Origin of the sequence: Synechococcus sp. 1G10 (genome assembly GCF_002252625.1) — a bacterium.
Taxonomy (GTDB): domain Bacteria; phylum Cyanobacteriota; class Cyanobacteriia; order PCC-6307; family Cyanobiaceae; genus Regnicoccus_A.
On the sequence record NZ_NQKW01000017.1, the window covers coordinates 1 to 20,710 of the forward strand.

The 20,710-nt window shown below is 67.8% G+C and carries 20 protein-coding genes and 2 pseudogenes; 15 read left to right on the forward strand and 7 right to left on the reverse strand.

Annotated features, from left to right (window positions below):
* The 4 genes and pseudogenes from CJZ82_RS12875 to CJZ82_RS12890 all read left to right on the forward strand — a co-directional run.
* Positions 1-316, forward strand: a 316-nt coding sequence (locus tag CJZ82_RS12875; RefSeq protein ID WP_304442172.1) for a sigma factor-like helix-turn-helix DNA-binding protein, incomplete at its 5' end; no start/stop codon positions are given.
* A gap of 283 nt (positions 317-599) precedes the next feature.
* Entirely contained in the window at positions 600-2,117 is a 1,518-nt protein-coding gene (locus CJZ82_RS12880; protein WP_158218574.1) for a glucosyltransferase domain-containing protein, read from the forward strand.
* Positions 2,118-2,139: 22 nt separating this feature from the next.
* Positions 2,140-2,637 (forward strand): annotated as a pseudogene (mutT, locus tag CJZ82_RS12885) (8-oxo-dGTP diphosphatase MutT); the annotation flags it as partial.
* Positions 2,637-3,645, forward strand: a pseudogene (locus tag CJZ82_RS12890) (carbohydrate kinase). The pseudogenes mutT and CJZ82_RS12890, both read left to right, overlap by 1 nt.
* Here CJZ82_RS12890 and tsaE read toward each other — a convergent pair.
* Entirely contained in the window at positions 3,594-4,103 is a 510-nt protein-coding gene (tsaE, locus tag CJZ82_RS12895) for a tRNA (adenosine(37)-N6)-threonylcarbamoyltransferase complex ATPase subunit type 1 TsaE (RefSeq protein ID WP_094556183.1), read from the reverse strand. The pseudogene CJZ82_RS12890 and the gene tsaE sit on opposite strands and share 52 nt — an antisense overlap.
* A 104-nt stretch (positions 4,104-4,207) precedes the next feature.
* Between tsaE and ahcY the strand changes: the two genes are divergently transcribed.
* On the forward strand, positions 4,208-5,668 hold the full coding sequence (gene ahcY / locus CJZ82_RS12900) for an adenosylhomocysteinase (RefSeq protein ID WP_233130240.1): 1,461 nt from the start codon (positions 4,208-4,210) through the stop codon (positions 5,666-5,668).
* 93 nt (positions 5,669-5,761) lie between these two features.
* Positions 5,762-6,418 (forward strand): DedA family protein, encoded by a 657-nt coding sequence (locus tag CJZ82_RS12905; RefSeq protein ID WP_094556184.1) that lies wholly within the window; start codon positions 5,762-5,764, stop codon positions 6,416-6,418.
* A 90-nt stretch (positions 6,419-6,508) separates the two neighbouring features.
* Here CJZ82_RS12905 and CJZ82_RS12910 read toward each other — a convergent pair whose 3' ends face one another.
* On the reverse strand, positions 6,509-6,925 hold the full coding sequence (locus CJZ82_RS12910) for a single-stranded DNA-binding protein (protein ID WP_094556185.1): 417 nt from the start codon (positions 6,923-6,925) through the stop codon (positions 6,509-6,511).
* A gap of 170 nt (positions 6,926-7,095) precedes the next feature.
* Between CJZ82_RS12910 and CJZ82_RS12915 the strand changes: the two genes are divergently transcribed.
* The 7 genes from CJZ82_RS12915 to CJZ82_RS12945 all read left to right on the forward strand — a co-directional run bounded on the left by CJZ82_RS12915 (position 7,096) and on the right by CJZ82_RS12945 (position 13,592).
* Entirely contained in the window at positions 7,096-8,142 is a 1,047-nt protein-coding gene (locus CJZ82_RS12915; protein WP_094556229.1) for a rod shape-determining protein, read from the forward strand.
* Between the two features lie 5 nt (positions 8,143-8,147).
* Entirely contained in the window at positions 8,148-8,912 is a 765-nt protein-coding gene (mreC, locus tag CJZ82_RS12920; protein WP_094556186.1) for a rod shape-determining protein MreC, read from the forward strand.
* A 3-nt stretch (positions 8,913-8,915) separates the two neighbouring features.
* Positions 8,916-9,428, forward strand: a complete 513-nt coding sequence (gene mreD, locus CJZ82_RS12925; protein ID WP_094556187.1) for a rod shape-determining protein MreD — start codon at positions 8,916-8,918, stop codon at positions 9,426-9,428.
* 4 nt (positions 9,429-9,432) lie between these two features.
* Positions 9,433-10,758, forward strand: coding sequence for an ABC transporter substrate-binding protein (locus CJZ82_RS12930; protein ID WP_198949770.1), 1,326 nt, complete (start codon positions 9,433-9,435; stop codon positions 10,756-10,758).
* A gap of 130 nt (positions 10,759-10,888) precedes the next feature.
* On the forward strand, positions 10,889-11,695 hold the full coding sequence (gene rpaB, locus CJZ82_RS12935; protein ID WP_094556189.1) for a response regulator transcription factor RpaB: 807 nt from the start codon (positions 10,889-10,891) through the stop codon (positions 11,693-11,695).
* A 65-nt stretch (positions 11,696-11,760) separates the two neighbouring features.
* A complete protein-coding gene (lysS, locus tag CJZ82_RS12940) occupies positions 11,761-13,281 on the forward strand; it encodes a lysine--tRNA ligase (protein WP_094556230.1) in 1,521 nt (506 codons plus the stop codon).
* 47 nt (positions 13,282-13,328) lie between these two features.
* A complete protein-coding gene (locus CJZ82_RS12945; RefSeq protein ID WP_006172906.1) occupies positions 13,329-13,592 on the forward strand; it encodes a hypothetical protein in 264 nt (87 codons plus the stop codon).
* Positions 13,593-13,641: 49 nt separating this feature from the next.
* Here CJZ82_RS12945 and CJZ82_RS12950 read toward each other — a convergent pair whose 3' ends face one another.
* The 5 genes from CJZ82_RS12950 to egtB all read right to left on the reverse strand — a co-directional run bounded on the left by CJZ82_RS12950 (position 13,642) and on the right by egtB (position 17,527).
* Positions 13,642-14,442 (reverse strand): YdcF family protein, encoded by an 801-nt coding sequence (locus tag CJZ82_RS12950; RefSeq protein ID WP_094556190.1) that lies wholly within the window; start codon positions 14,440-14,442, stop codon positions 13,642-13,644.
* A gap of 16 nt (positions 14,443-14,458) precedes the next feature.
* Entirely contained in the window at positions 14,459-14,992 is a 534-nt protein-coding gene (locus tag CJZ82_RS12955) for a hercynine metabolism protein (protein WP_094556191.1), read from the reverse strand.
* 19 nt (positions 14,993-15,011) lie between these two features.
* On the reverse strand, positions 15,012-15,236 hold the full coding sequence (locus CJZ82_RS12960) for a hercynine metabolism small protein (RefSeq protein WP_094556192.1): 225 nt from the start codon (positions 15,234-15,236) through the stop codon (positions 15,012-15,014).
* A gap of 21 nt (positions 15,237-15,257) precedes the next feature.
* Positions 15,258-16,232, reverse strand: a complete 975-nt coding sequence (gene egtD / locus CJZ82_RS12965) for an L-histidine N(alpha)-methyltransferase (protein ID WP_094556231.1) — start codon at positions 16,230-16,232, stop codon at positions 15,258-15,260.
* A 71-nt stretch (positions 16,233-16,303) separates the two neighbouring features.
* A complete protein-coding gene (gene egtB / locus CJZ82_RS12970) occupies positions 16,304-17,527 on the reverse strand; it encodes an ergothioneine biosynthesis protein EgtB (protein WP_094556193.1) in 1,224 nt (407 codons plus the stop codon).
* A gap of 101 nt (positions 17,528-17,628) precedes the next feature.
* Here egtB and CJZ82_RS12975 point away from each other — a divergent pair, with 101 nt between their 5' ends.
* A complete protein-coding gene (locus CJZ82_RS12975; RefSeq protein WP_094556194.1) occupies positions 17,629-18,654 on the forward strand; it encodes a cysteine synthase A in 1,026 nt (341 codons plus the stop codon).
* Entirely contained in the window at positions 18,654-20,696 is a 2,043-nt protein-coding gene (locus CJZ82_RS12980) for a serine/threonine protein kinase (RefSeq protein WP_094556195.1), read from the forward strand. Before CJZ82_RS12975 ends, CJZ82_RS12980 begins: the two co-directional genes overlap by 1 nt.
* Positions 20,697-20,710: the final 14 nt, after the last annotated feature.

The following is a 20,710-nucleotide window of genomic DNA, read 5'->3' on the forward strand; positions in this document are numbered from 1 at the left end:
CGGCGACGGTGAGGACACGGAGCTGCTGGATCTGCTGCAGGGGGATGGAGAGCTGCCGGCGGAGAGCGTGGACAGCGAGTGCCTGCGGGGCGACATGCGGGCACTGCTGGAGCAACTGCCGGAGCTGCAGCGGAGCGTGCTGACCATGCGGTTCGGCATTGACGTTGAGGAGCCCATGAGCCTCACGGGCATCGGCCGCATTCTTGGCATGAGCCGGGATCGCGTCCGCAACCTGGAGCGCGACGGCCTGGCGGCCCTGCGTCGTCTCAGTGATCAGGTCAAGGAATACAGCGATGCGGCAATGATTCAGATGTAACAAGGGTTCAGATGTAGCAATGATTCAGGTGTGACAAGAAAGGAGACAATAATGCTGGCTTCCAGCCGCCTTCTTGCCGCCAAACAACGAGTTTTGCCCTCCTGAATTACTCGACTTTAATGTCGCAATTTTTCCTGATTCATTGGAATTGAATGCTGAAGATCAATCGCCGTCTCCAATCAATCTGAGCTGAATTGATACGATCGCTGCTTCCGCGCGATCGTGGATGTTGCACCACCCTGGCTCAGATGCTCTTGGCGAGGACCCTCCGCAAGTCCCGTTCTTGCAGCCTGGGCCAGGGGCCATTCGCCAGTTCAAGGCCTGTCTGGTGGCTGGATTGCTGCTGGTGCTGCCGATCCTTCTCTTCGTTCACCGCTACATCGACGACTACGGCCGCTCGATGGATGGGGAGTTCCGCTGGACCGAAGTGGGGCGTCCCCTGGCAGATGGCCTTTTCGCCCTCGTGAATCTGGGGGCTCCGGCCGTGGCCGTCGCTCCGCTGCACCAGCTTCTGGCTGTAGTGGTGCTGGCTCTCACGGCTGCGGTGGCTGCGCGCGCCTACGGGCTGCGCTCACCTCTCTGGAGCGCACTGGCCACCCTGCCGTTGCTTGGGCAGCCCTATGCCCTGGAAAACCTGTCATACGGGTTCGATTCCTTCTTTATGGCCATAGCCCTGGGACTGGCCGTTGTGGCTGCCGTGGTGCTCCACCGGGTGGTCACGAGGCAGGGGCTGCTTGTGAGCGCGGCTCTCTTGCTGGCCTCCCTCTGCCTCTACCAGCCAGCCACCAGTGGCTTCCTGCCCTTTGCTCTGATGTTGGTGGTGGGGGAATGCCTGGGCCTGGCGACGCCGGTGCTGGCCCGTCCCTCCCTCCGGCAAAGGCTGGTGCGCGTGTGGGTCACCTATGGCCTGGCGCTGGCCAGCTACCTGATGCTGATGCGGCTGGTGTTGCAGGAGCGCACTTCGTACGCCACCGAACAGGGCCGGGCGCTCCCACTCGACGCGGCCCTGCCCGCCCAGCTCCTGCGCCATGCCATGGAGTTCTGGAGGGTCCTCTTCGATGACTGGAGTCGCTGGCCGATCTGCGTCCCCTGGCTCCTGCTGCCGTTGGCCTATGCCGTCGTGGTCTGGATCGCTGTGGGGCGTCCGCCGATGGGCCGCCGTGGCCGCCTGGAGAGGTTGGGCTGCACGGCTCTGGTCCTGGCGGCCGTGGCACTGATCGCCCTGGTGTCACCCGGTGCCCTGCTGGGCCTGGAGGATCCTCTGGCCCGGGTGCCGCGCCTGCTGCTGTTTATTGGCCCGCTGCTCTCGGCGCTGGCCCTGCAGATCGTGGCGGGGACCGATCAGCTCGGCTGGAGGCTGATCCCCCGGGCTGCGGTGGCTGCCCTTGCCTGGTTGCTGGTGGTGGTTGCCTATGCCTACGGCCATGCCACCGCGGCCCAGGCGATTTATGAGCAGGGTAAAGTCTCTCGGCTCATCGACGGGATCTCCCGGCTGCAGGTGCAGCTGCCGGAGGACAGGCTCACGGCGGTTCGCTTCGAAGGTGGCATGCCGCAATCACCGACGCTGCACAACAGCCAGACCAAGTTCCCTCTGCTGGACCGCCTGGTGCCTCGGCTGATCAACGACGACTGGATCTGGGGACGCAAGCAGCTCCAGTTCCATGGCCTGGCGCTCGAGCGCAGCAAGCTGGAGTCGGGGGCGTTTCCTGATGGCCCCTGCTTTCCTTCAGAGATCACCGCCTGCAGTGCCGAGTACAGCCTGCACGTGCAGGACGGGACCGTGCTGGTGCGCATGCTCTGAGGCCTTGAGTGACGCGATCTGAGCTGCCTACGCTGCCTGCGACCCGATCCGCTACCCCGTGAACGAGGCCAGCTTGCTACCGCCTGTCCAGGTGATCGGTGTCGGGGTGGTGCTCGATGACGCCGCGCGGGTGCTGATCGATCAACGGCTGGAGGAAGGTCTGTTAGGGGGGCTTTGGGAGTTCCCGGGCGGCAAGCAGGAGCCTGGCGAGCCGATCGGCGACACCATTCGGCGGGAACTGCGCGAGGAGCTGGCGATTGAGGTCGAGGTGGGTGAGGAGCTGATTCGCCTGGAGCACGACTACAGCCAAAAGCGGCTGCGCTTCATCGTCCACCTCTGTCGCTGGAGCTGCGGCGAGCCCCAGCCTCTGGCCAGCCAGCAGGTGCGCTGGGTGGAGCCGGAGCGGCTCGCTGAGTTTCCCTTCCCGGCTGCCAACGCGCGGATCATTGCCGCTCTGCACTCCTGGCTTGGAGGCCCGGAAAATCCCGGCCATGGTGGGCGGGAGCTGCCATCGGCCTGATGACCACCCTGTCCCAGGTGCTGTGTTTCGGCGAAGCGATTGTGGATCGCCTCGGTCCCCCGGGCGGTGACCCGGCAACGGATCAACCCGTCGAGGACTGCCTCGGCGGGGCTCCCGCCAATGTGGCCTGCGCTCTGGCCAGGCTGGGCACTGGCTCGGCTTTGTTGGGGCGCCTCGGCGAAGATGGGATCGGTGCTGCCTTCCGCGAGCTCTTCAGCTCCCGGGGTGTGGACATCAGGGCCTTGCAGTGGGATCCGAGGCGGCCCAGTCGCACGGTGCTGGTGCGGCGCGACAGCGCGGGGGATCGCAGCTTCGGTGGCTTTGCCGGTGAGCGGGGCGACGGGTTCGCGGATCAGGCCGTGGAGGCTGCGGCCCTGGCGGCACCGCTGGAGGAGCTGATCGCCGCTGCCCGCTGGTTGCTCGTGGGCACGATTCCGCTGGCTTCTGAAGCCTCAGCCGCTTCCCTGCACCTGGCTCAGGAGCGCGCCGCGGCGGACGGGATCCCCCTGGCCCTTGATGTGAACTGGCGCCCCACCTTCTGGCCCGGCCCGCCTGAGCAGGCCCTGGCCCGTATCCGGCCCCTGCTGGCCTCGGCTGCCTTAATCAAGGTGTCCGCCGAGGAGGCCGACTGGATCGCCAGCAGCCGCGACCCCCAGCGGATCAGCGACTCCCTACCCCTGGGGCCGGCCGTGCTGATTACCGACGGTCCAGGCGCCCTGAGCTGGTGGCTGGGCGGCCAGACCGGCCGCCTGGAGGCCTTCAGGGTGCCGGTGGTGGACACCACCGGGGCGGGGCGACGCTTTCCTGGCAGGGCTGCTGCACCGTCTCTGCCAGGAGCCGGAGCTGCTGGCCTGCGGCAGCACGGAGCGGGTGCTGGAAGCCATGCGCTTTGCCAGCGCCTGCGGCGCCCTGGTCTGCCAGGGTGCCGGGGCGATCGATCCCCAGCCCACCCAGGCTCAGGTGCTGGCGTTTCTGGAGAAGATGGGGCCAGGCTCCTCGGGAGCCTGAACCAGCGCCCGACGACCGTCAGCATCGAACAGCAACTGCACCTGCCATGCCGGCCCGGGCGTGAAGCGCAGCCGCTGAGGCCATTCCACCGCCAGCACCGCCCCCAGGTCCAGGGCCTCCTCCTCCTCCTGGGCGAACAGCTCTTCGGCTGCTTCCGGCTGCTCCAGCCGGTAGAGATCCAGGTGGACGAGGGCGTTGGGCTGGCCGTCAGCGCCCAGGCCGCTGTAGTGCTGGGCCAGGGCGAAGGTGGGGCTGGTGATCGGCTCGGTAATCCCCAGACCCTGGGCCAGGCCCTGCACCAGGCAGGTCTTGCCGGCGCCGAGATCTCCCTTCAGCAAAAGGAGCCGGGGCCCTTTGCTCAGCAGCAAGGCCGCCAGTTCACGTCCCAACTGACGGGTCGCAGCAGCATCGCTCAGGTGCTGTTGCCAGCCCTGCCAGCAGCCATTGACCTCGCCCATGCCCTCGCACCGCCTGTAGATTTGCTCACAGCGAGCCCGAAGCCTCGGCGTCTCTGCAGATATTTCAACCCATCCTCCTCCCTTTGAGGGAGCGTCCTTAACCCATGGTGGTTTCCCCCCCCGCGGCCGTGGCCGACTCCACGCCCATCAATTCCCTGTCGGGCCTGCAGGTCACTTCGTCTTATGTGATCGCTGATCTCGGCCTGGCGGAGTTCGGCCGCAAGGAAATGGCGATTGCCGAAACCGAGATGCCAGGCCTGATGGCCCTGCGTCAGACTTACGGCAGCCAGCAGCCGCTCAAAGGCGCCCGCATCGCCGGCAGCCTGCACATGACGATTCAGACGGCTGTTCTGATCGAAACCCTGGTGGCCCTCGGCGCTGAAGTGCGCTGGGCATCCTGCAACATCTTCTCCACCCAGGATCACGCTGCGGCGGCGATTGCTGCGGCCGGCATTCCAGTGTTCGCCTACAAAGGTGAAACCCTCGACGAATACTGGGCCTTCACCCACCGGATCATGGAGTGGGCCGACGGCGGCACCCCCAACATGATCCTCGACGACGGTGGCGACGCCACCGGCCTGGTGGTGCTGGGCACCAGGGCGGAGCAGGACCCTTCGGTGCTCGATAACCCCGGCAGTGACGAGGAGATCGCTCTTTTCAACTCCATCCGCCAGCGCCTGGCAGTTCAGCCCGGCTTCTATTCGCGCATCCACGCCCAGATCCAGGGCGTCACAGAGGAGACCACCACCGGGGTCGCCCGTCTTTACCAGATGCAGAAGAGCGGTGAACTGCCGTTTCCGGCCATCAACGTGAACGACTCGGTCACCAAGAGCAAGTTCGACAACCTCTACGGCTGCCGTGAATCGCTGGTGGATTCGATCAAGCGTGCCACTGATGTGATGGTGGCCGGCAAGGTGGCCCTGGTCATGGGATATGGCGATGTGGGCAAGGGTTCGGCCCAGTCGCTGCGGGGCCTGGGTGCCAGCGTGATGATTGCTGAAGTGGATCCGATCTGCGCCCTGCAGGCGGCCATGGAGGGCTACCGGGTCGTTCGACTCGACGAGGTGGTGCGCGATGTGGACATCTTCGTGACCGCCACCGGCAACTTCCGCGTGATCACCCACGACCATCTGATCCAGATGAAGGATCAGGCGATCGTCTGCAACATCGGCCACTTCGACAACGAAATCGATGTGGCGTCGCTCAAGCAGTATCCCTGGGACAACATCAAGCCCCAGGTGGATCATGTGCTGTTGCCCAGCGGCCACAAGATCATCCTGCTGGCGGAAGGCCGTCTGGTGAACCTGGGTTGCGCTACTGGTCACCCCAGCTTCGTGATGAGCAACTCCTTCACCAACCAGGTGCTGGCTCAGATCGAGCTGTTCAGCAAAGGCGACCAGTACGGCAAACAAGTTTATGTCTTGCCCAAGCACCTCGATGAGATGGTGGCCCGCCTCCACCTCGACAAGATCGGCGCCAGGCTCACCGAACTCACCCCCGAGCAGGCCGATTACATCAACGTGCCTGTTGAAGGGCCCTTCAAGTCGGACCACTACCGCTACTGAGTCCGTCCCTGGGACAGCGGCTGCTGAGGAAGTCTCAGCAGCCTGGGCAGGTCTCCACCCCATGGAAGACTTGCAGATGTCGCGGATGACCGGATGCAGATTGAACTGATCCAGAAGCTACCGGAGTTGATCGGTGCGGCCGTGGCTGCCAATCCGATCGCCGGGTACGGAGCCATCTTCGGGGCCATGTTTCTGGAGAATCTTTTCCCCCCCATCCCCTCGGAGCTGATCATGCCTCTGGGGGGTTTTTATGTGCAGCAGGGACAGCTGGCCTTTGTGCCCGTGGTACTGGCGGGGCTGGCTGGCACGGTGCTGGGGGCCCTGCCGTGGTACGGCGTCGGTCGTCTGGTCAATGAAGAGCGCATCGAGCGCTGGCTTGAGCGCCATGGCCGCTGGATCGGCATCAGCCCTCAGGAACTGCACCGCAGCCGCACCTGGTTCAACCGCCACGGCACTGCACTGGTGTTCTGGGGCCGGCTGGTGCCTGGCATCCGCACGCTGATCTCCGTGCCTGCCGGCATCGAGATGATGCCGCTTGTCCCCTTCCTGCTCTGGACCACGGCCGGCAGCCTGATCTGGACCCTGCTGCTGACCGTGGCGGGAATGGCGCTGGGGAAGGGCTACACGAATGTGGAGGTCTGGCTGGAGCCCGTGGCCCAGGCGATCAAGGTGCTGCTGGTGCTGGTGGTGCTGGCCTTCGGGGTCTGGCTGGGGCTGAGGACCTGGAAAAAGCGTCAGGACAGCCCCTGACGCGAGTCCACTGAACCAAGACTCTTGAACCGAGGCTGTTGAACCAAGGCTCTTGAACGAGGCCGCTGAAGCAGATCTTCCCGATCAGTTTCAGAAGGGCACTTCCTCGCTGCTGGGTTCGCCGCCGCCGTAAGCACCGCCGCCGAAACCTCCATCGCTGCCACCCTCGCCATAAGCCCCCTGCTCGGCGTCGCGCTTGGAGCCCAGCAGCTCAAGCCGGTCGACCCGCACCACGGGCTTGCTGCGCTCCTCGCCGGTGGCGCGGTCCGTCCAGCGGTCGAGCTTGAAGGAGCCGATGATGCCCAGCAGCGACCCCTTGCGGACGTAGTCGGCAGCCACCTGGGCCTGCTTGCCCCAGATCTCGAGGTTGAACCAGTCAGGCTCGTCGTCGCGGCTGCGGCGGTTCACGGCCAGCGTGAGGTTGGCCACCACACTGCCTGATTCGAAGTAGCGCACTTCGGGGTCGCGGCCGGCACGGCCGACGAGGGTCACGGAATTCACACTCATTGGGGTCTCCAGAAAAGGGGGGGATGGGGTCACTTGGACCCATGATGCGCCACGTCCTGCAGCGCTTCTTTCTGCTGGTTCCACCCTTTGACCCGGATGTCCCACCCCGGCTCCAGCCAAGGAGGTTTCAAAGGGCCCCACCTATGATTGCCCCCGCTTGCACCGCTCCAGTGTTTTTTCGTCGTTTCCAGCTCTCCCGCGACATCGGCATCGATCTGGGAACGGCCAACACCTTGATGTACGTGTCCGGTAAGGGGATCGTGCTGCAGGAACCGTCGGTGGTGGCGCTTGATCTGGAGAGGGGCGTGCCCCTGGCGGTGGGCGATGAGGCCAAGCTGATGCTGGGCCGCACACCCGGCAATATCCGCGCCGTACGTCCCTTGCGCGATGGGGTGATCGCCGACTTCGACGCGGCCGAGATGATGATCAAGTCGTTCATCCAGAAGGGCAACGAAGGCCGCGGCATCGTGGCGCCACGGCTGGTGATCGGCATTCCCAGCGGCGTCACCGGGGTGGAGCGCCGGGCGGTGCGGGAGGCGGGTCTGGCCGGTGCGCGCGAGGTGCATCTGATCGATGAGCCGGTGGCGGCCGCCATCGGCGCCGGTCTGCCGGTCACCGAACCCGTTGGCACCATGATCGTCGACATCGGCGGTGGCACCACTGAAGTGGCCGTGCTCAGCCTCGGCGGCACCGTGCTCAGTGAGTCGGTGCGGGTGGCGGGCGATGAGATCAGCGAAGCCATCACGGTGTACCTCAAGAAGGTGCACAACCTGGTGGTGGGCGAGCGCACCGCCGAAGAGATCAAGATCAGGATCGGCTCCGCCTTCCCCGACGACGCTCACGACGAATCCTCGATGGATGTGCGCGGCCTGCACCTGCTCTCCGGCCTGCCCCGCACGATCAATGTGCGTGCCGGTGACATCCGCGAGGCGATGGCCGAACCGCTCAACGTGATCGTCGAAGCCGTGAAACGCACCCTGGAGCGCACCCCGCCCGAGCTGGCTGCCGACATCGTCGATCGCGGCATCATGCTGGCGGGCGGTGGCGCCCTGGTGCGGGGCATCAGCGAGCTGATCAGCCACGAAACCGGCATCCTCACCCACGTGGCTCAGGATCCCCTGCTCTGTGTGGTCAACGGCTGCGGCCAGGTACTGGAGGATTACAAGCGCCTGGAGCGGGTGCTCGACACCCCTGACTTCACCCGTCTCTCCAGCTGAGTCCGGTGCCGTTCGGCCGCCTCTCCCGCGTCCCCTGGCTGGGGCAGGTGGTCGGAGCCTGGCCCTTGGCCCTGGTGGCGATCGCCCTGGTGGCGGTCCGGCTCAGCAAGGGTGCCCTGCTCAGCGATGCCTACGCCCTGCTCAGCCGCCCCTTCTGGCCCGGCAGCGCTCAGAAGGAGTGGTTGCAGGCGGCCCAGCAGCTGGATCAGCAGACCAGGCTCAGCCAGCTTGAGCTCGACAACCGCCGCCTGCGCAGCCTGCTCGATCTGCAGCGGGCCGATCCCGGCACGGTCACCGCACCGGTGATCTCGCGTGAACCCGGTGGCTGGTGGCATCAGCTGGTGCTGGGGGTCGGTGGGCTGCAGGGCATCCGGGCGGGGGATTCGGTGATTGGCCCCGGCGGCCTGATCGGGCGGGTGGAGAGCGTCACCCCCACCACGGCGAGGGTGGCCCTCCTCACCGATACCGCCAGCAAGGTGGGTGTGTGGGTGGGGCGCACCCAGCGCCATGGCCTGCTCACCGGGGTCGGCAGCAGCAGGCCTGTGCTGCGCTTTCTCGAGAAGGATCCCCAGGTGCGCCCGGGCGATGTGGTCGTGACCTCCCCTGCCAGCACGCTGGTGCCGCCTGGCCTGAGCGTGGGGGTGATTCAGTCGGTGGATGACAAGGCGGTGCCGGCCACGCTGGCGGTGGTGCAGCTGAGTGCCCCGGTGGCCTCGGTCGACTGGGTGCAGGTGCTCACCCGCCGGGAGGCGGCCCCGGCGGGACCCTGAACCATGGCCAGCCTGCACAACCGCCCACTGTTTGTGGTCAGCGCCCTGGTGGTGCCGTTGCTCACCCTGGCGGCGCCCGGCGTCCTGCGGATCGGCGGGGTTCCCCCCAGCTGGGCTGTGCTCTGGCTGCTGCCCTGGTCGCTGGCCGATGGACCGCTGTCCGGTGCCCTGGCGGGGCTGGCCCTGGGCCTGCTGCTCGACTGCCTCCAACTCGGTGGAGCCACCCAGATGCCCGCTCTGGCCCTGCTGGGCTGGTGGTGGGGCCGGCTGCCGCGGCGGGGCCCGCCGATCGAGCGCAGCTTCAGCCTGGGCCTGCTGGCCATGCTCGGCAGCGCAGTGCTGGGGGCGAGTGTGCTGCTGCAGCGCCAGGCCGGCGGCGGCTGGGCGGCACTGCTCACGGCGGCGAGCCTGCACACCCTGCTGGCCCAGGTGTTGGTCACGGCCCTGCTGGCACCGATGATCTGTTCGTTGCTGCTGCTGCTCTGGCGACGGCACAGTGCCAGCGCACGGGGGTGATGGGATGACGAAACCGATGCTGGATCGGCTCTTCAACCCAGGACGCCGCTGGAGCCGGCGCGAGCTGATGGGGAGTGCCCTGGTCGCGCTGCTGGCCGGCTGCGGGATCCGTCGCTCCAGCGAACCTGAGCTTCAGTTCTGGACCCTTGATCTGGCCCCCAAGTTCAACGATTACCTGCGTGGGGTGATCGCCGCCTGGGAGCAGGAGAATCCGGGCCTCAAGGTGCGCTGGACCGATGTGCCCTGGGGGTCGGTGGAGCGCAAGCTGCTGGCGGCGGTGTTCGCCCGCACGGCGCCGGATGTGGTGAACCTGAACCCGCTGTTTGCAGCCAACCTCGCCAGCAAGGGAGGGCTGCTGGATCTGGATCCGCTTCTGCCGCCGGATGCCGGCGCCGGTTATCTGCCTCTGATCTGGCAGGCCAGCCGCCAGGACGGCAGGCAGTTCGCCATCCCCTGGTATCTCACCGCGCGGATCTCCCTGAGCAACCGGGATCTGCTCAGCCGGGCGGGTTACAGCCAGCCCCCCAGCCGCTGGGAGGAGGTGCCGGCCTTCGCGGAGGCGGTCAGGCGCCGCACCGGCATGTACGCCCTGTTCGTCACGGTGGTGCCCGACGACTCGGCGGAGTTGCTGGAGTCGATGGTGCAGATGGGTGTGACCCTGCAGGATCAGCGCCAGCGGGCCGCGTTCAACACCCCGGCGGGCCGCCGGGCCTTCGCTTTCTGGAGCGACCTCTACCGGCGGGGCCTGCTGCCGCGGGAGGTGGTGAGCCAGGGCTACCGCAGGGCGGTGGAGCTCTACCAGAGCGGTGAGCTGGCCCTGCTCTCCAGCGGCGCCGAGTTCCTGCGCAGCATTCAGACCAATGCCCCCGGCATTGCCGCCCTCACCAGGCCCGGGCCGCCGCTGACGGGCCCCGACGGATTGGCGAATGTGGCGGTGATGAATCTGGCCGTTTCGCGCCAGAGCACCAGAGCCAAGCAGGCGCTCAGTTTTGCCCTGTATCTCACCAATGCCGCCAACCAGGCCCGTTTCGCTGAGGAAGCCCGGGTGCTGCCTTCGGCGCGGCAGGCCCTGGAGAGCATCGAGCAGGGATTGCGCCAGCAGACGCCCGCAGATGCCAAGGAGCAGCTGGTGCGGCAAGCGCGGCTGCAGTCGGTTGAGACCCTCGGCCGCGCGCGGGTGCTGGTGCCAGCCACCCCCGGTGTGAAGCGGCTCCAGGCGATTCTCTACCGCCAGCTGCAGAAGGCCATGCTCGGCCAGATCGAGAGCGATCAGGCGCTGGCGGAAGCGGAACGCGAGTGGAACGTCTATGCCGAAGCCCGCTGGCCCTGATCTGGCACTGCCCCCTCACTTATGGAATAAATCATTAAGTCTTGGCTGAGTCCCTGCGCAGAGCCAGGAGGCCCGCCGCTTCGTAACTACCTCTCAAGGTATGGTTGCTTTTCTTCATGACTGGACTCCGATGCCTCTGGAAGCGGATCCCCGGCTACAGCAGGGTGAATCTTCCCCGGAGTCTTCATCAGAACCCCGCGCCACCGTGCTGGTGGTCGACGACGAAGCCACTGTGCGGCGTGTGCTGGTGATGCGCCTTCAGCTGGCCGGCTACAGGGTGGTCTGCGCCGAAGACGGTGAGCAGGCCCTGGCCCTTTTCCATGACGAGCAGCCCGATCTGGTGGTGCTCGATGTGATGCTGCCCAAGCTGGATGGATTCGCCGTCTGTCGCAGGTTGCGGGCCGAATCCTGCGTGCCGATCATTTTTCTCTCGGCTCTTGATGCCATCGCCGAGCGGGTGGCTGGCCTGGATCTCGGCGCCGACGACTACCTGCCCAAGCCCTTCAGTCCCAAGGAGCTCGAAGCCCGCATCGCCACCATCCTGCGGCGGGTGGGCCGGGGCTCCGCCGCCGCCGAACCGCGCGACGTGCCTCCCGGACAGGGAGTGATGCGCGTGGGCGATCTGGTGGTCGATACCAACCGCCGCCAGGTCACCCGTGATGGTGAGCGCATCGGTCTCACCTATACAGAATTCAGCCTGCTGGAGCTGCTCTTCCGCGACCCCGGCCGGGTGGTGCCACGGGCCGAGATCCTCGAGCAGCTCTGGGGCTATCCCCCCCGCCGTGCCGCCGACCTGCGCGTGGTCGATGTCTATGTGGCCCGTCTGCGCGGCAAGCTCGAGCCCGACCCGCGCAATCCCGAGCTGATCCTGACGGTGCGAGGCACCGGCTATGCCTCCCAGCGGATGGCCGAGGCGGCCGTTGCGGCCACCGCCTGAGGCCCTCGGCCCTTTCTGAGCTCCTCGGTCCTTCAGGATGGGGCTCCTGTTTGAGTTTCGCCGCCTTGCCGGAGACGCGCTTCAACCGCCTGGAGCAGGCCCGCCTGGAGAAGGCTGAGGTTCTCAGGGGCCTGGGCCTTGCTCCCTACGGGCTGCGCTTCGATCCCAGCCATCGCCACGCCGAGCTGCAGCGTCAGCATGCCGATCTGGCCAACGGCCAGGAGCGCGATGAGAAGGTTTCGGTGGCTGGACGGGTGATGACCCGCCGGGTGATGGGCAAGCTGGCCTTCTTCACCCTGCTCGATGAGACCGGCCCGATCCAGCTGTTCATCGAGAAGGCCACCCTGGCGGCTGCCCTGCCGGATCAGCCCGAGGCCTTTGCCCAGCTCACCACCCTGGTGGACAGTGGCGACTGGATCGGCGTGAGCGGAAGCCTGCGCCGCACTGACCGCGGCGAGCTCTCGGTGAAGGTGACCGACTGGCAGATGCTCAGCAAGGCCCTGCAGCCCCTTCCCGACAAGTGGCACGGCCTGGCGGACGTGGAGAAGCGCTACCGCCAGCGCTACCTCGATCTGGTGGTCTCCCCCCAGACCCGCGAGACCTTCCGGCGCCGGGCCCTGCTGGTAAGCGGCATCCGCCGCTGGCTGGATGAGCGCCAGTTCCTGGAGATCGAAACGCCGGTCCTCAATGCCGAGGCTGGCGGCGCCGAAGCCCGGCCCTTCACCACCCACCACAACACCCTCGATCTGCCGCTGGTGCTGCGGATCGCCACCGAATTGCACCTCAAGCGGCTGGTGGTGGGCGGCTTCGAGCGGGTCTACGAACTGGGCCGGATCTTCCGCAACGAAGGGGTGAGCACGCGCCACAACCCCGAATTCACCACGGTCGAGATCTATCAGGCCTACACCGATTACACCGACATGATGGCGCTCACCGAGGACCTGATTGCTTCGGTCTGCCAGCAAGTGTGCGGCACCACGGTGATCGAGTATCAGGGCACCACCATTGATCTGACCCCCCCCTGGCGGCGGGCCACCATGCATGAGCTGGTGGAGCAGGCCACGGGCCTGGATTTCAACGGTTTCAGCAGCCGCGAGCAGGCCGCTGAAGCCATGGCCGCTGCGGGTCTGGAGGTGCCTGAGTCGGCCGACAGCGTCGGTCGTCTGCTCAACGAAGCCTTTGAGCAACGGGTGGAGGAGTCGCTGATTCAGCCCATCTTCGTGACCGACTACCCGGTGGAGATCTCCCCACTGGCCCGTGCCCACCGCAGCAAGCCAGGGCTGGTGGAGCGCTTCGAGTTGTTCATCGTGGGCCGGGAAACCGCCAACGCCTTCAGTGAGCTGATCGATCCGCTCGACCAGCGCCGGCGCCTGGAGGCCCAGCAGGAGCGCCGCATTGACGGTGATCTCGAGGCCCACGGGGTCGACGAAGACTTTCTCCATGCGCTTGAAGTGGGCATGCCCCCCACCGGCGGGCTTGGCATCGGCATCGACCGGCTGGCGATGCTGCTCACCGACAGCCCGAGTATCCGCGACGTGATCGCCTTCCCCCTGCTGCGGCCGGAAGCCCCGCCGCCGGTGGGCTGATCCGGCGCAATGAGATAATGGAGCCTAATTGGACTATCCCCCAGCCCATGAGCGGTGAGCGCGTCGGTTTCCGCTTCAAACACGCGGATGCGGTGGTCAAGCGCAATCCCCAGGGCCGCTCCCGCCGGGGCTGGGTGATGGAGCCTGTGGAGCAGACCACCAGCCGTGGCACCAAGATGCCGGCCTATCGCATCCGCTGGCGCGACAGTGAACGCCCAGAGATCGTGCTGCAGCACATGCTGATCGCCGATCCAGATCCCACGCCTCCCCCTGAGGGGGTGAGCCTGGAGCCACCTGCTCCCAAGAAATAAGTCTGTTCGCCCGTTCAATCCCCTTGCCTGTGCCCTTCAGCTCAGCTGTTCAACTCCAGCCCTTGAGGCGGTACACGAGCAGGCCCAGATGTTCCTTGATGGCCAGGCTGCTCAGCAGCAGGGATCCGGCGTCTGGCCAGAGTGACAGCAACACCGATCCGGCGGTGGGCGTGCCGAGCTGATCGCGGGCCGGCAACAGGTAGTCGCAGGCCACCGGCACAACCTGGAGCCCGCTCTGGCGGCGGAAGCTGGCCAGCGCTCTGGGCATGTGCAGGGCGCTGGTCACCAGCAGAACAGTGGACCAGTCGCGGGATCTGCCGATCCGGCGCAGATCCCTCGCCTCCTCGGCGGTGGTCCTGGCCTGATCACTGAGCAGAAGGCGATCAGCGGGGACCCCCAGCTCCAGTGCCAGGTTGCGGGCGCTTATGGCTTCGGCAGGCGCTGGGTCCCCACTGCTGAAGCTCACCCGGCCTCCGCTCAGCAGCAGCAAGGGCGCCCGCTCCTCCCGCAGCAGCCGGATCCCGCTCAGCAGCCGGTCGCCGGCCTCATTCACCTCCACTCCGCTCCTGGGGGGCAAAGCCGCCCGCAGGCCCCCGCCCAGGACCACGATGGCGTCACCCCTGGGCAGGGGCGAGGGGGTCAGGGCCGCGCTGCGGGCCTCCAGCCCCCAGACCAGTTCCCTGGCTGTGAGCGGCATGGCGCTGATCCAGAGCAGAGCCAGGCCAAGGCCCCCAAGGGGGCCGCTCCAGCGGCGTCGCGGCCCCACCAGCAGGCCAGCCAGAGTGAGCAGCAGGCCCAGGCTCAGGGGATAGAGCAGTTGCGGCAGCAGTTTCGAGAACAGAAAGCCCAAGCGACGGATCTCCCGCTCAGGGGCTTGAAGGTCTGGAGCGGCGGCGCAGCTCCTCCAGCTCCTGGCGTGATTCGAAGTCAGCCCAGGCCTGCTCCAGGTCGGCCTCGGCCGGTGGGGCTGCAGCAGCGGCGGGCCGGCTGGCGGGTTTGCCGGATCCGGGGCGCGGCCGCTGCTCCAGCTCCTGCAACTCCTGCTCCACCCGGGCGAACTCCTTGCCCAGTTCCCCCAGCTGCTGCCAGCGGTCGCGTCCCTGGCCCATCAGCTGACCCTGATGGGCTTCGGCTCGTCCCGCCAGCTCCTGGGCACCGGCGACGCGGGCCCGCTGCACCCGCTCCTGCCACTGGGTGATCTCGCTGGCGATCTGCAGCAGGGCCTGACGCAGCTGCTCGGCCTGGGCCTGGATCTGCAGGCGCCGCTGGCGCAGGCGCCGTTGGCGCTCCTGCAGCTCCTCCAGTTCCAGCAGCTCCTGCTGGCCTGGGTGGTTTCCCAGGAAGGCTTCCAGCTGCTGCTCCAGCTGGGACTCCAGCTGATCGAACCAGCTGTTGCTCATGGGCGTGTCACGGACGAGTTCACTCCGGGGCTCGGGTGATCAGGGGAGCTTCGATCTCTTCTTCCAGGGGTGTGATTGCCGCTTCGCGGGAGCGCAGCAGCAGCTGGGTGAGACGGGCGATCGCCCCTTCACCGAGGTCCTGACCACCGATGCGGTCGAAAGCTTCGCGGTAGAGCTGCTCCAGTTGTTCGATCAAGTCTTCGCGGGTTTCGCGCATCGCCCGCCGCTGGTCGTCCCTGCTCATCGCTGGCCTTCTCGCTGCTGATCAGATGCTGAGTCTGCCCGGTGCGGCTCCCACTGTCGCCGGTTGCAGCAGGTGCAGGCTGAAGCTGCCGTCGTCGGCGCTCCAGCGCTCCAGGGAGTGCCAGCCCGCCGCCGCCGCCAGGGCGGTGAAGGCCTCCGGGCTGTACTTGTGGCTGTACTCGGTGATCAGGGCTTCGCCGGCTGTGAACTGCCAGCTGGTTCCAGCGAGGCTCACCTGCTGGTCGCGCGCGCTCACCAGGGCCATGGCGATGCGCGAGTCCCGCGCCTGCCAGTGGGCCTCATAGCGGAAGCTGCCGGGATCGAAGCTGCCTGCCAACTCCCGGTTGAGCCGCACCAGCAGGTTGCGGGCAAAAGCGGCGGAGTGGCCGGCCCGGTCGTTGTAGGCGGCTTCGAGCGCCGCAACCGAGCGTGGCTGGTCGATGCCGATCAGCAGCAGCCCATTGCTCCCCAGCAGCCGGGCGAACTGGGCCAGCAGGGTCACGGCTTCGTCGTGATCGAAGTTGCCCAGGGAGCTGCCGGGGTAGAAGCCGAGCCGCCGCTGCCCCGCCAAAAGGGGTAGTTCAGGCAGCTGCTCGAGCAGGCTGTAGTCGCAGCAGATGCCCAGTACCGGGATGGTGGGATGGCGTTGCTGCAGGTTGCGGCAGGCCTGCTGCAGATGCTCGGCGCTGATGTCGAGGGCCACGTAGGCGGGCGGAGCCAGGGCCTCCAGAAGCGGAGACACCTTGCGGGCGCTGCCGGCGCCGAACTCCACCAGCACCCCCTCGCCCAGGGCCGTGGCGATGGCGGGGGCATGGCGTTTGAGCAGGGCGGTTTCGGTGCGGGTGAGGCCGTACTCCGGTTGTTCGCAGATGGCATCGAACAGGCGGGAGCCCTCGTTGTCGTACAGGAACCAGGCCGGCAGTTGCTTGGGTGTGCGGTTCAGCCCCTCGATCACCAGCCGGGCCATGTCGGCCGGGGCTGGATGCAGATCGAGCATGGTGATGGCAGGCTCCGGCGGCTGCGGGGGCGCCGGTGTGACCGGCCGGGAGCTGAGGCCGGACCGCCTGCTCATCGCCGGTCCTGGGCCAGGCGCAGTCCACTGGCCATCCAGCGGCTGGCAGGCGGGAAGAAGTTGCGGTAGGTGAGGCGGCTGTGGCCGGGCGGAGTGAAATCGCTGCCACCGCGCAGCACCATCTGGGAACTCATGAATTTGCCGTTGTATTCACCGACCGCGCCGGCGGCCGGCTCGAAGCCCGGGTAGGGACGGTACGCGCTGGCGGTCCACTGCCACACCTGATCCTCTAGCTCCCCCATGGCGGGGTGGGCGGCGCGGGCGGCGGTTTCCCATTCGGCTTCCGTCGGCAGGCGCGCACAGGCCCAGCGGGCGTAGGCGTCGGCCTCGAACCAGCTCAGATGCCGCACCGGCGACTCCGGACGCAGGGGGCGCCTCCCCTCCAGACTGAACTCCCAGCCCCAGCCGTCGCGTTCAGAGCCGCGCCAGTAGCGGGGTGCCCGCCAGTTGCGCGCCTGCACCAGAGCCCAGCCTTCGCTCATCCAGAGCTCGGGTCGGCGGTAGCCCCCAGCGTCGATGAAGGCCGCGAATTCCCCATTGCGCACCAGCCGGCTGGCGATCGCATGGGGCTCCAGCCAGTGGCGGTGCCGTGGCGCTTCGTTATCGAAGTGGAAGCCGCCCTCAGGATCGGCGCCGATCTCCACCAGGCCGCCGGGATGCTCGATCCATTGCATGGCCGCCGCCACATCGCCAGTGGCGGCGGCGGGCTGGCGGTAGGCGGGCTCCAGGGGGTTGCGGCTGAAGCCATCGAGCAGATCCATCAGCAGCAGCTCCTGGTGCTGCTGCTCGTGCTGCAGTCCCAGCTCCAGCAGTGCCAGCACCGGCGCCGCCTTGAGCTGGGGTTGACGGACCAGCTGCTCCAGCAGCTCCTCCAGCCCTGCGTCAACCCGTTGCCGCCAGGCCATCACCTCCCGCATCGGTGGACGGGAGAGCAGCCCCCGCTGGGGGCGGGGGTGACGCTCGCCGATCGTGTCGTAGTAGGAGTTGAACAAGTAGCCCCAGCGGCTGTCGGCCTGTCCGTGGCCCGGCAGGTAGGGCTGGAGCAGGAAAGTCTCGAAGAACCAGGTGGTGTGGCCGAGATGCCACTTGGGCGGGCTGGCGTCAGCCATGCCCTGCAGACAGAGGTCTTCAGGCTCCAGATCGGCCACCAGCTCCTCGCTGTGGCGGCGGATCGTCCCCAGCCGCTCCAGCAGGGCCGCGCTTGATGCCGCGGAAGCCATGGCATGGGGGACAAGCTGCGGGAGAGCCTAGGCGTGATCGGCGGGCGCGGCTGACCCCCTTACGATCGGCCACAGCCAACCGTTGCGACACAGCCGCTGCCATGGGCATCCGCCAGGGATCCTGCACCCAGGCAGGCATCAGCCGAGGTTTCGTCGAAGCCGTCGGCAACACCCCCCTGATTCGCCTGGGCCTGCTCAGCGACCTCACCGGCTGCGAGATCCTCGGCAAGGCGGAGTTCATGAACCCGGGCGGCTCCGTCAAAGACCGCGCGGCCCTCGGCATCCTGCTGGAAGCCGAGGAGTCCGGAGTTCTGCAACCGGGCGGCACCGTGGTGGAGGGCACGGCCGGCAACACCGGCATCGGCCTCACTCACCTCTGCAATGCCCGCGGTTACCGCAGCCTGATCGTCATCCCTGACACCCAGTCGGCGGAGAAGATCGGTCTGCTGCGCAGCCTCGGTGCGGAGGTGCGCACGGTGCCGGCGGTGCCTTACCGCGATCCCAACAACTATGTGAAGCTCTCGGGCCGCATCGCCGCGGAAACGCCTGGGGCCATCTGGGCCAATCAGTTCGACAACCTGGCCAACCGCCGCGCCCACTACGCCAGCACCGGCCCGGAGATCTGGGAGCAGACCGGCGGCCGCATCGACGCCTGGGTGTCAGCCACCGGCACCGGCGGCACCTACGCCGGCGTGGCCCTGTTCCTCAAGGAGCGCTCCGAGCGGGTGCGCTGTGTGCTGGCCGATCCCCATGGCAGCGCCCTCCATTCCTGGGCCACCGGCTCGGGGCTGCAGGCCGAGGGCAGCTCGATCACCGAGGGCATCGGCAACAGCCGCGTCACCGCCAACCTCGAGGGTGCCCCGATCGACGATGCGGTGCGCATTGACGACCAGAGCGCCCTCGACACCATTTATCAGTTGCTCTGGCGCGAAGGCCTGTTCATGGGTGGCTCAGTGGGCATCAATGTGGCGGCGGCGGTGGAAACGGCCCGCCGGCTCGGGCCCGGCCACACGATCGTCACCGTGCTCTGCGACAGCGGCGACCGCTACCGCTCCCGGCTTTACGACGCCGACTGGCTCGCCTCCCGCGGACTGAGCCAGCCCCGCCGCCAGCGGGTTCCGGCCTGATGGATGCCGCTCCCGCCGCCGGGCCAGGTCTGCTGATCGCGGACCGCTACCGCCTGGAGGCGGAGCTCAGCCGCAGTCCCCAGGGGGTGCTCTGGCGCGCCAGCGATCAGCTGGCCGGCGGGGCGCTGATGGCCTTGCGCCGCCTCGGCCCCGACCAGGACCAGCCGCACTGGCGCCAGCTCTGGAGTCGCCTGCAGGGGGTGCTCCATCCCCAGATTCCCCGCATCGGTGAGGCCATCTCCCGGGGGGAGGAGCTCTGGTTGGTGCGCGAGTGGCAGGGGGGACCCACCTACAGGGAGCTGCTGGCGGCGCGGCGCGAGCGGCAACTGGTCTTTGGTGCGGGGGAGGTGCTGCTGCTGGTGCGGCAGCTGCTGCCCGTCCTGGCGGCCCTCCATGGCCAGGACCTGGTGCATGGCGATCTCAGCCCGGCCAATCTGCTGCGCCGCGACCGCGACGGCCTGCCGGTGCTGCTCGATTTCGGCCTTGTCTGCGACGGGTCGACCGAGGCTCCCGCCAGCGGGGCGACGCCCGGATACGCGCCGGCGGAGCTGGGGCGGGGCGAGCCCGTGCAGCCCTGGATGGATCTTCACGCCCTGGGTGTGGTGGCGCTGGTGCTGCTCACCGGGGAGGAGCCGGCGTCCCTGCTCGATCCCACCACCCTCGCCTGGAGATGGCCGTCCTCCGACCAGCTCGATCCGGCCCTGAGGGGGCAGCTGGAGCGTTTGCTGAGCCCCGATCCCGATCAGCGCTTCGCCACGGCGTCCCAGGCACTGGAGGCCTTTCAGCAGCTGCCGATGCCCGAGAGCCTCGGCCCCGTGGCCCGCGCTGACCGCACCGTCGTGCTGGTGCCTCCCTCCGTACCGTCAGTGGAGGCGGCCGAGCCGCCGGCCCCGGCACCGCTGGCAGCCCCGCTGGCGGCTCAGCCAGCCAGCGCCCCGCCGCCTGCCGCTGTGCTGCGCAGCCGCCAGCAGGTCAAGGACGAGGCCGTGGAAGGCCGGCTCTGGCCGATGGTGATGGCCCTGGTGATCTCAGCGGTGGTGGGCATCAGCCTCGGCTGGTGGCTGCTCGGCCGCGGCAAGGCCCCCAGCGAAGAGGTCAGGGAAGCCCCCCAGCGCCCCCTCACGGCCAGCCTGCCGCCCGGTGAAGTCGATCAACGCCAGGAGCTGCTCAATCGTCTGCGGGCCCTGCAGGTCGACCGCGGCTGGTTCCTCAACCTGGTGGACGCCAACCTGATGGCCCAGTTCCCCGAGCGGGGAGGGCGCCTGCCCAGTGATGCGCTGCAGGATGCCCCCCTGCGCAAGGTCTGGAATGAACTGGCGGAGGAGTGGTTGGCCCGGGTGGAGCAGTTGCCGATCGCCGTGCGCCGCAAGCTCGGCAGCTTCAGCGCCTCCGACTGGGAGGGTCAGCAGCGGCGGCTCGCCGCCCAGGGCCTCAGCGCCCCGGTACTGCGGCAGTTGGTCTCCGGCAATGCCCAGGCCCTGCTGCCAGGCCGCTCCAGCATGGACATTCCCCCTGAGCCCTTCCGCCAGCTCTGGTATGCCTCTGCCCAGCAGACCCTTGAAACCCTGCGGGTCGAGCCGATCCTTGCCCCTCCTGGTCAGGCCAGGGTGCAGTCGGCGGAACTGGAGGCCAACGGGGCCAGGGTGTTCCCGATCCGCATCCCCAGGGGCCACCAGCTGGTGCTGGGGGTCAATGGCTCCCCGCTGATGCAGATGAGCGTCTTCGACGCCCAGGGAAATGTGCTCGAGCCCAAGGGACCGCTCAGGGTGGTGAGCCTGGGGGCGGTGCCCGGCGATCAGGCCCAGCTGCTGATCAGCAACGAAGGTGTGGCCCCCGCCTACATCACCCTGTCGCTGCGGGCCGATCCTCCCCCGCCGGCGCCGAGCCCGCCGGAGCCTGGTGGGCGCCCGGAGCCGGAGAACGAGGAGGGGGGACCCGCGCGCCTTGCGCCGTCAGATCCAGCCACGCCGGAATCAGAACAGCGCCCTGCCCAGCCCGAGGTGCCGTCGCCGCCGGAGAGCGCCTCGCCCCAGCCCCGCTGAGCGGAGCTTCACAA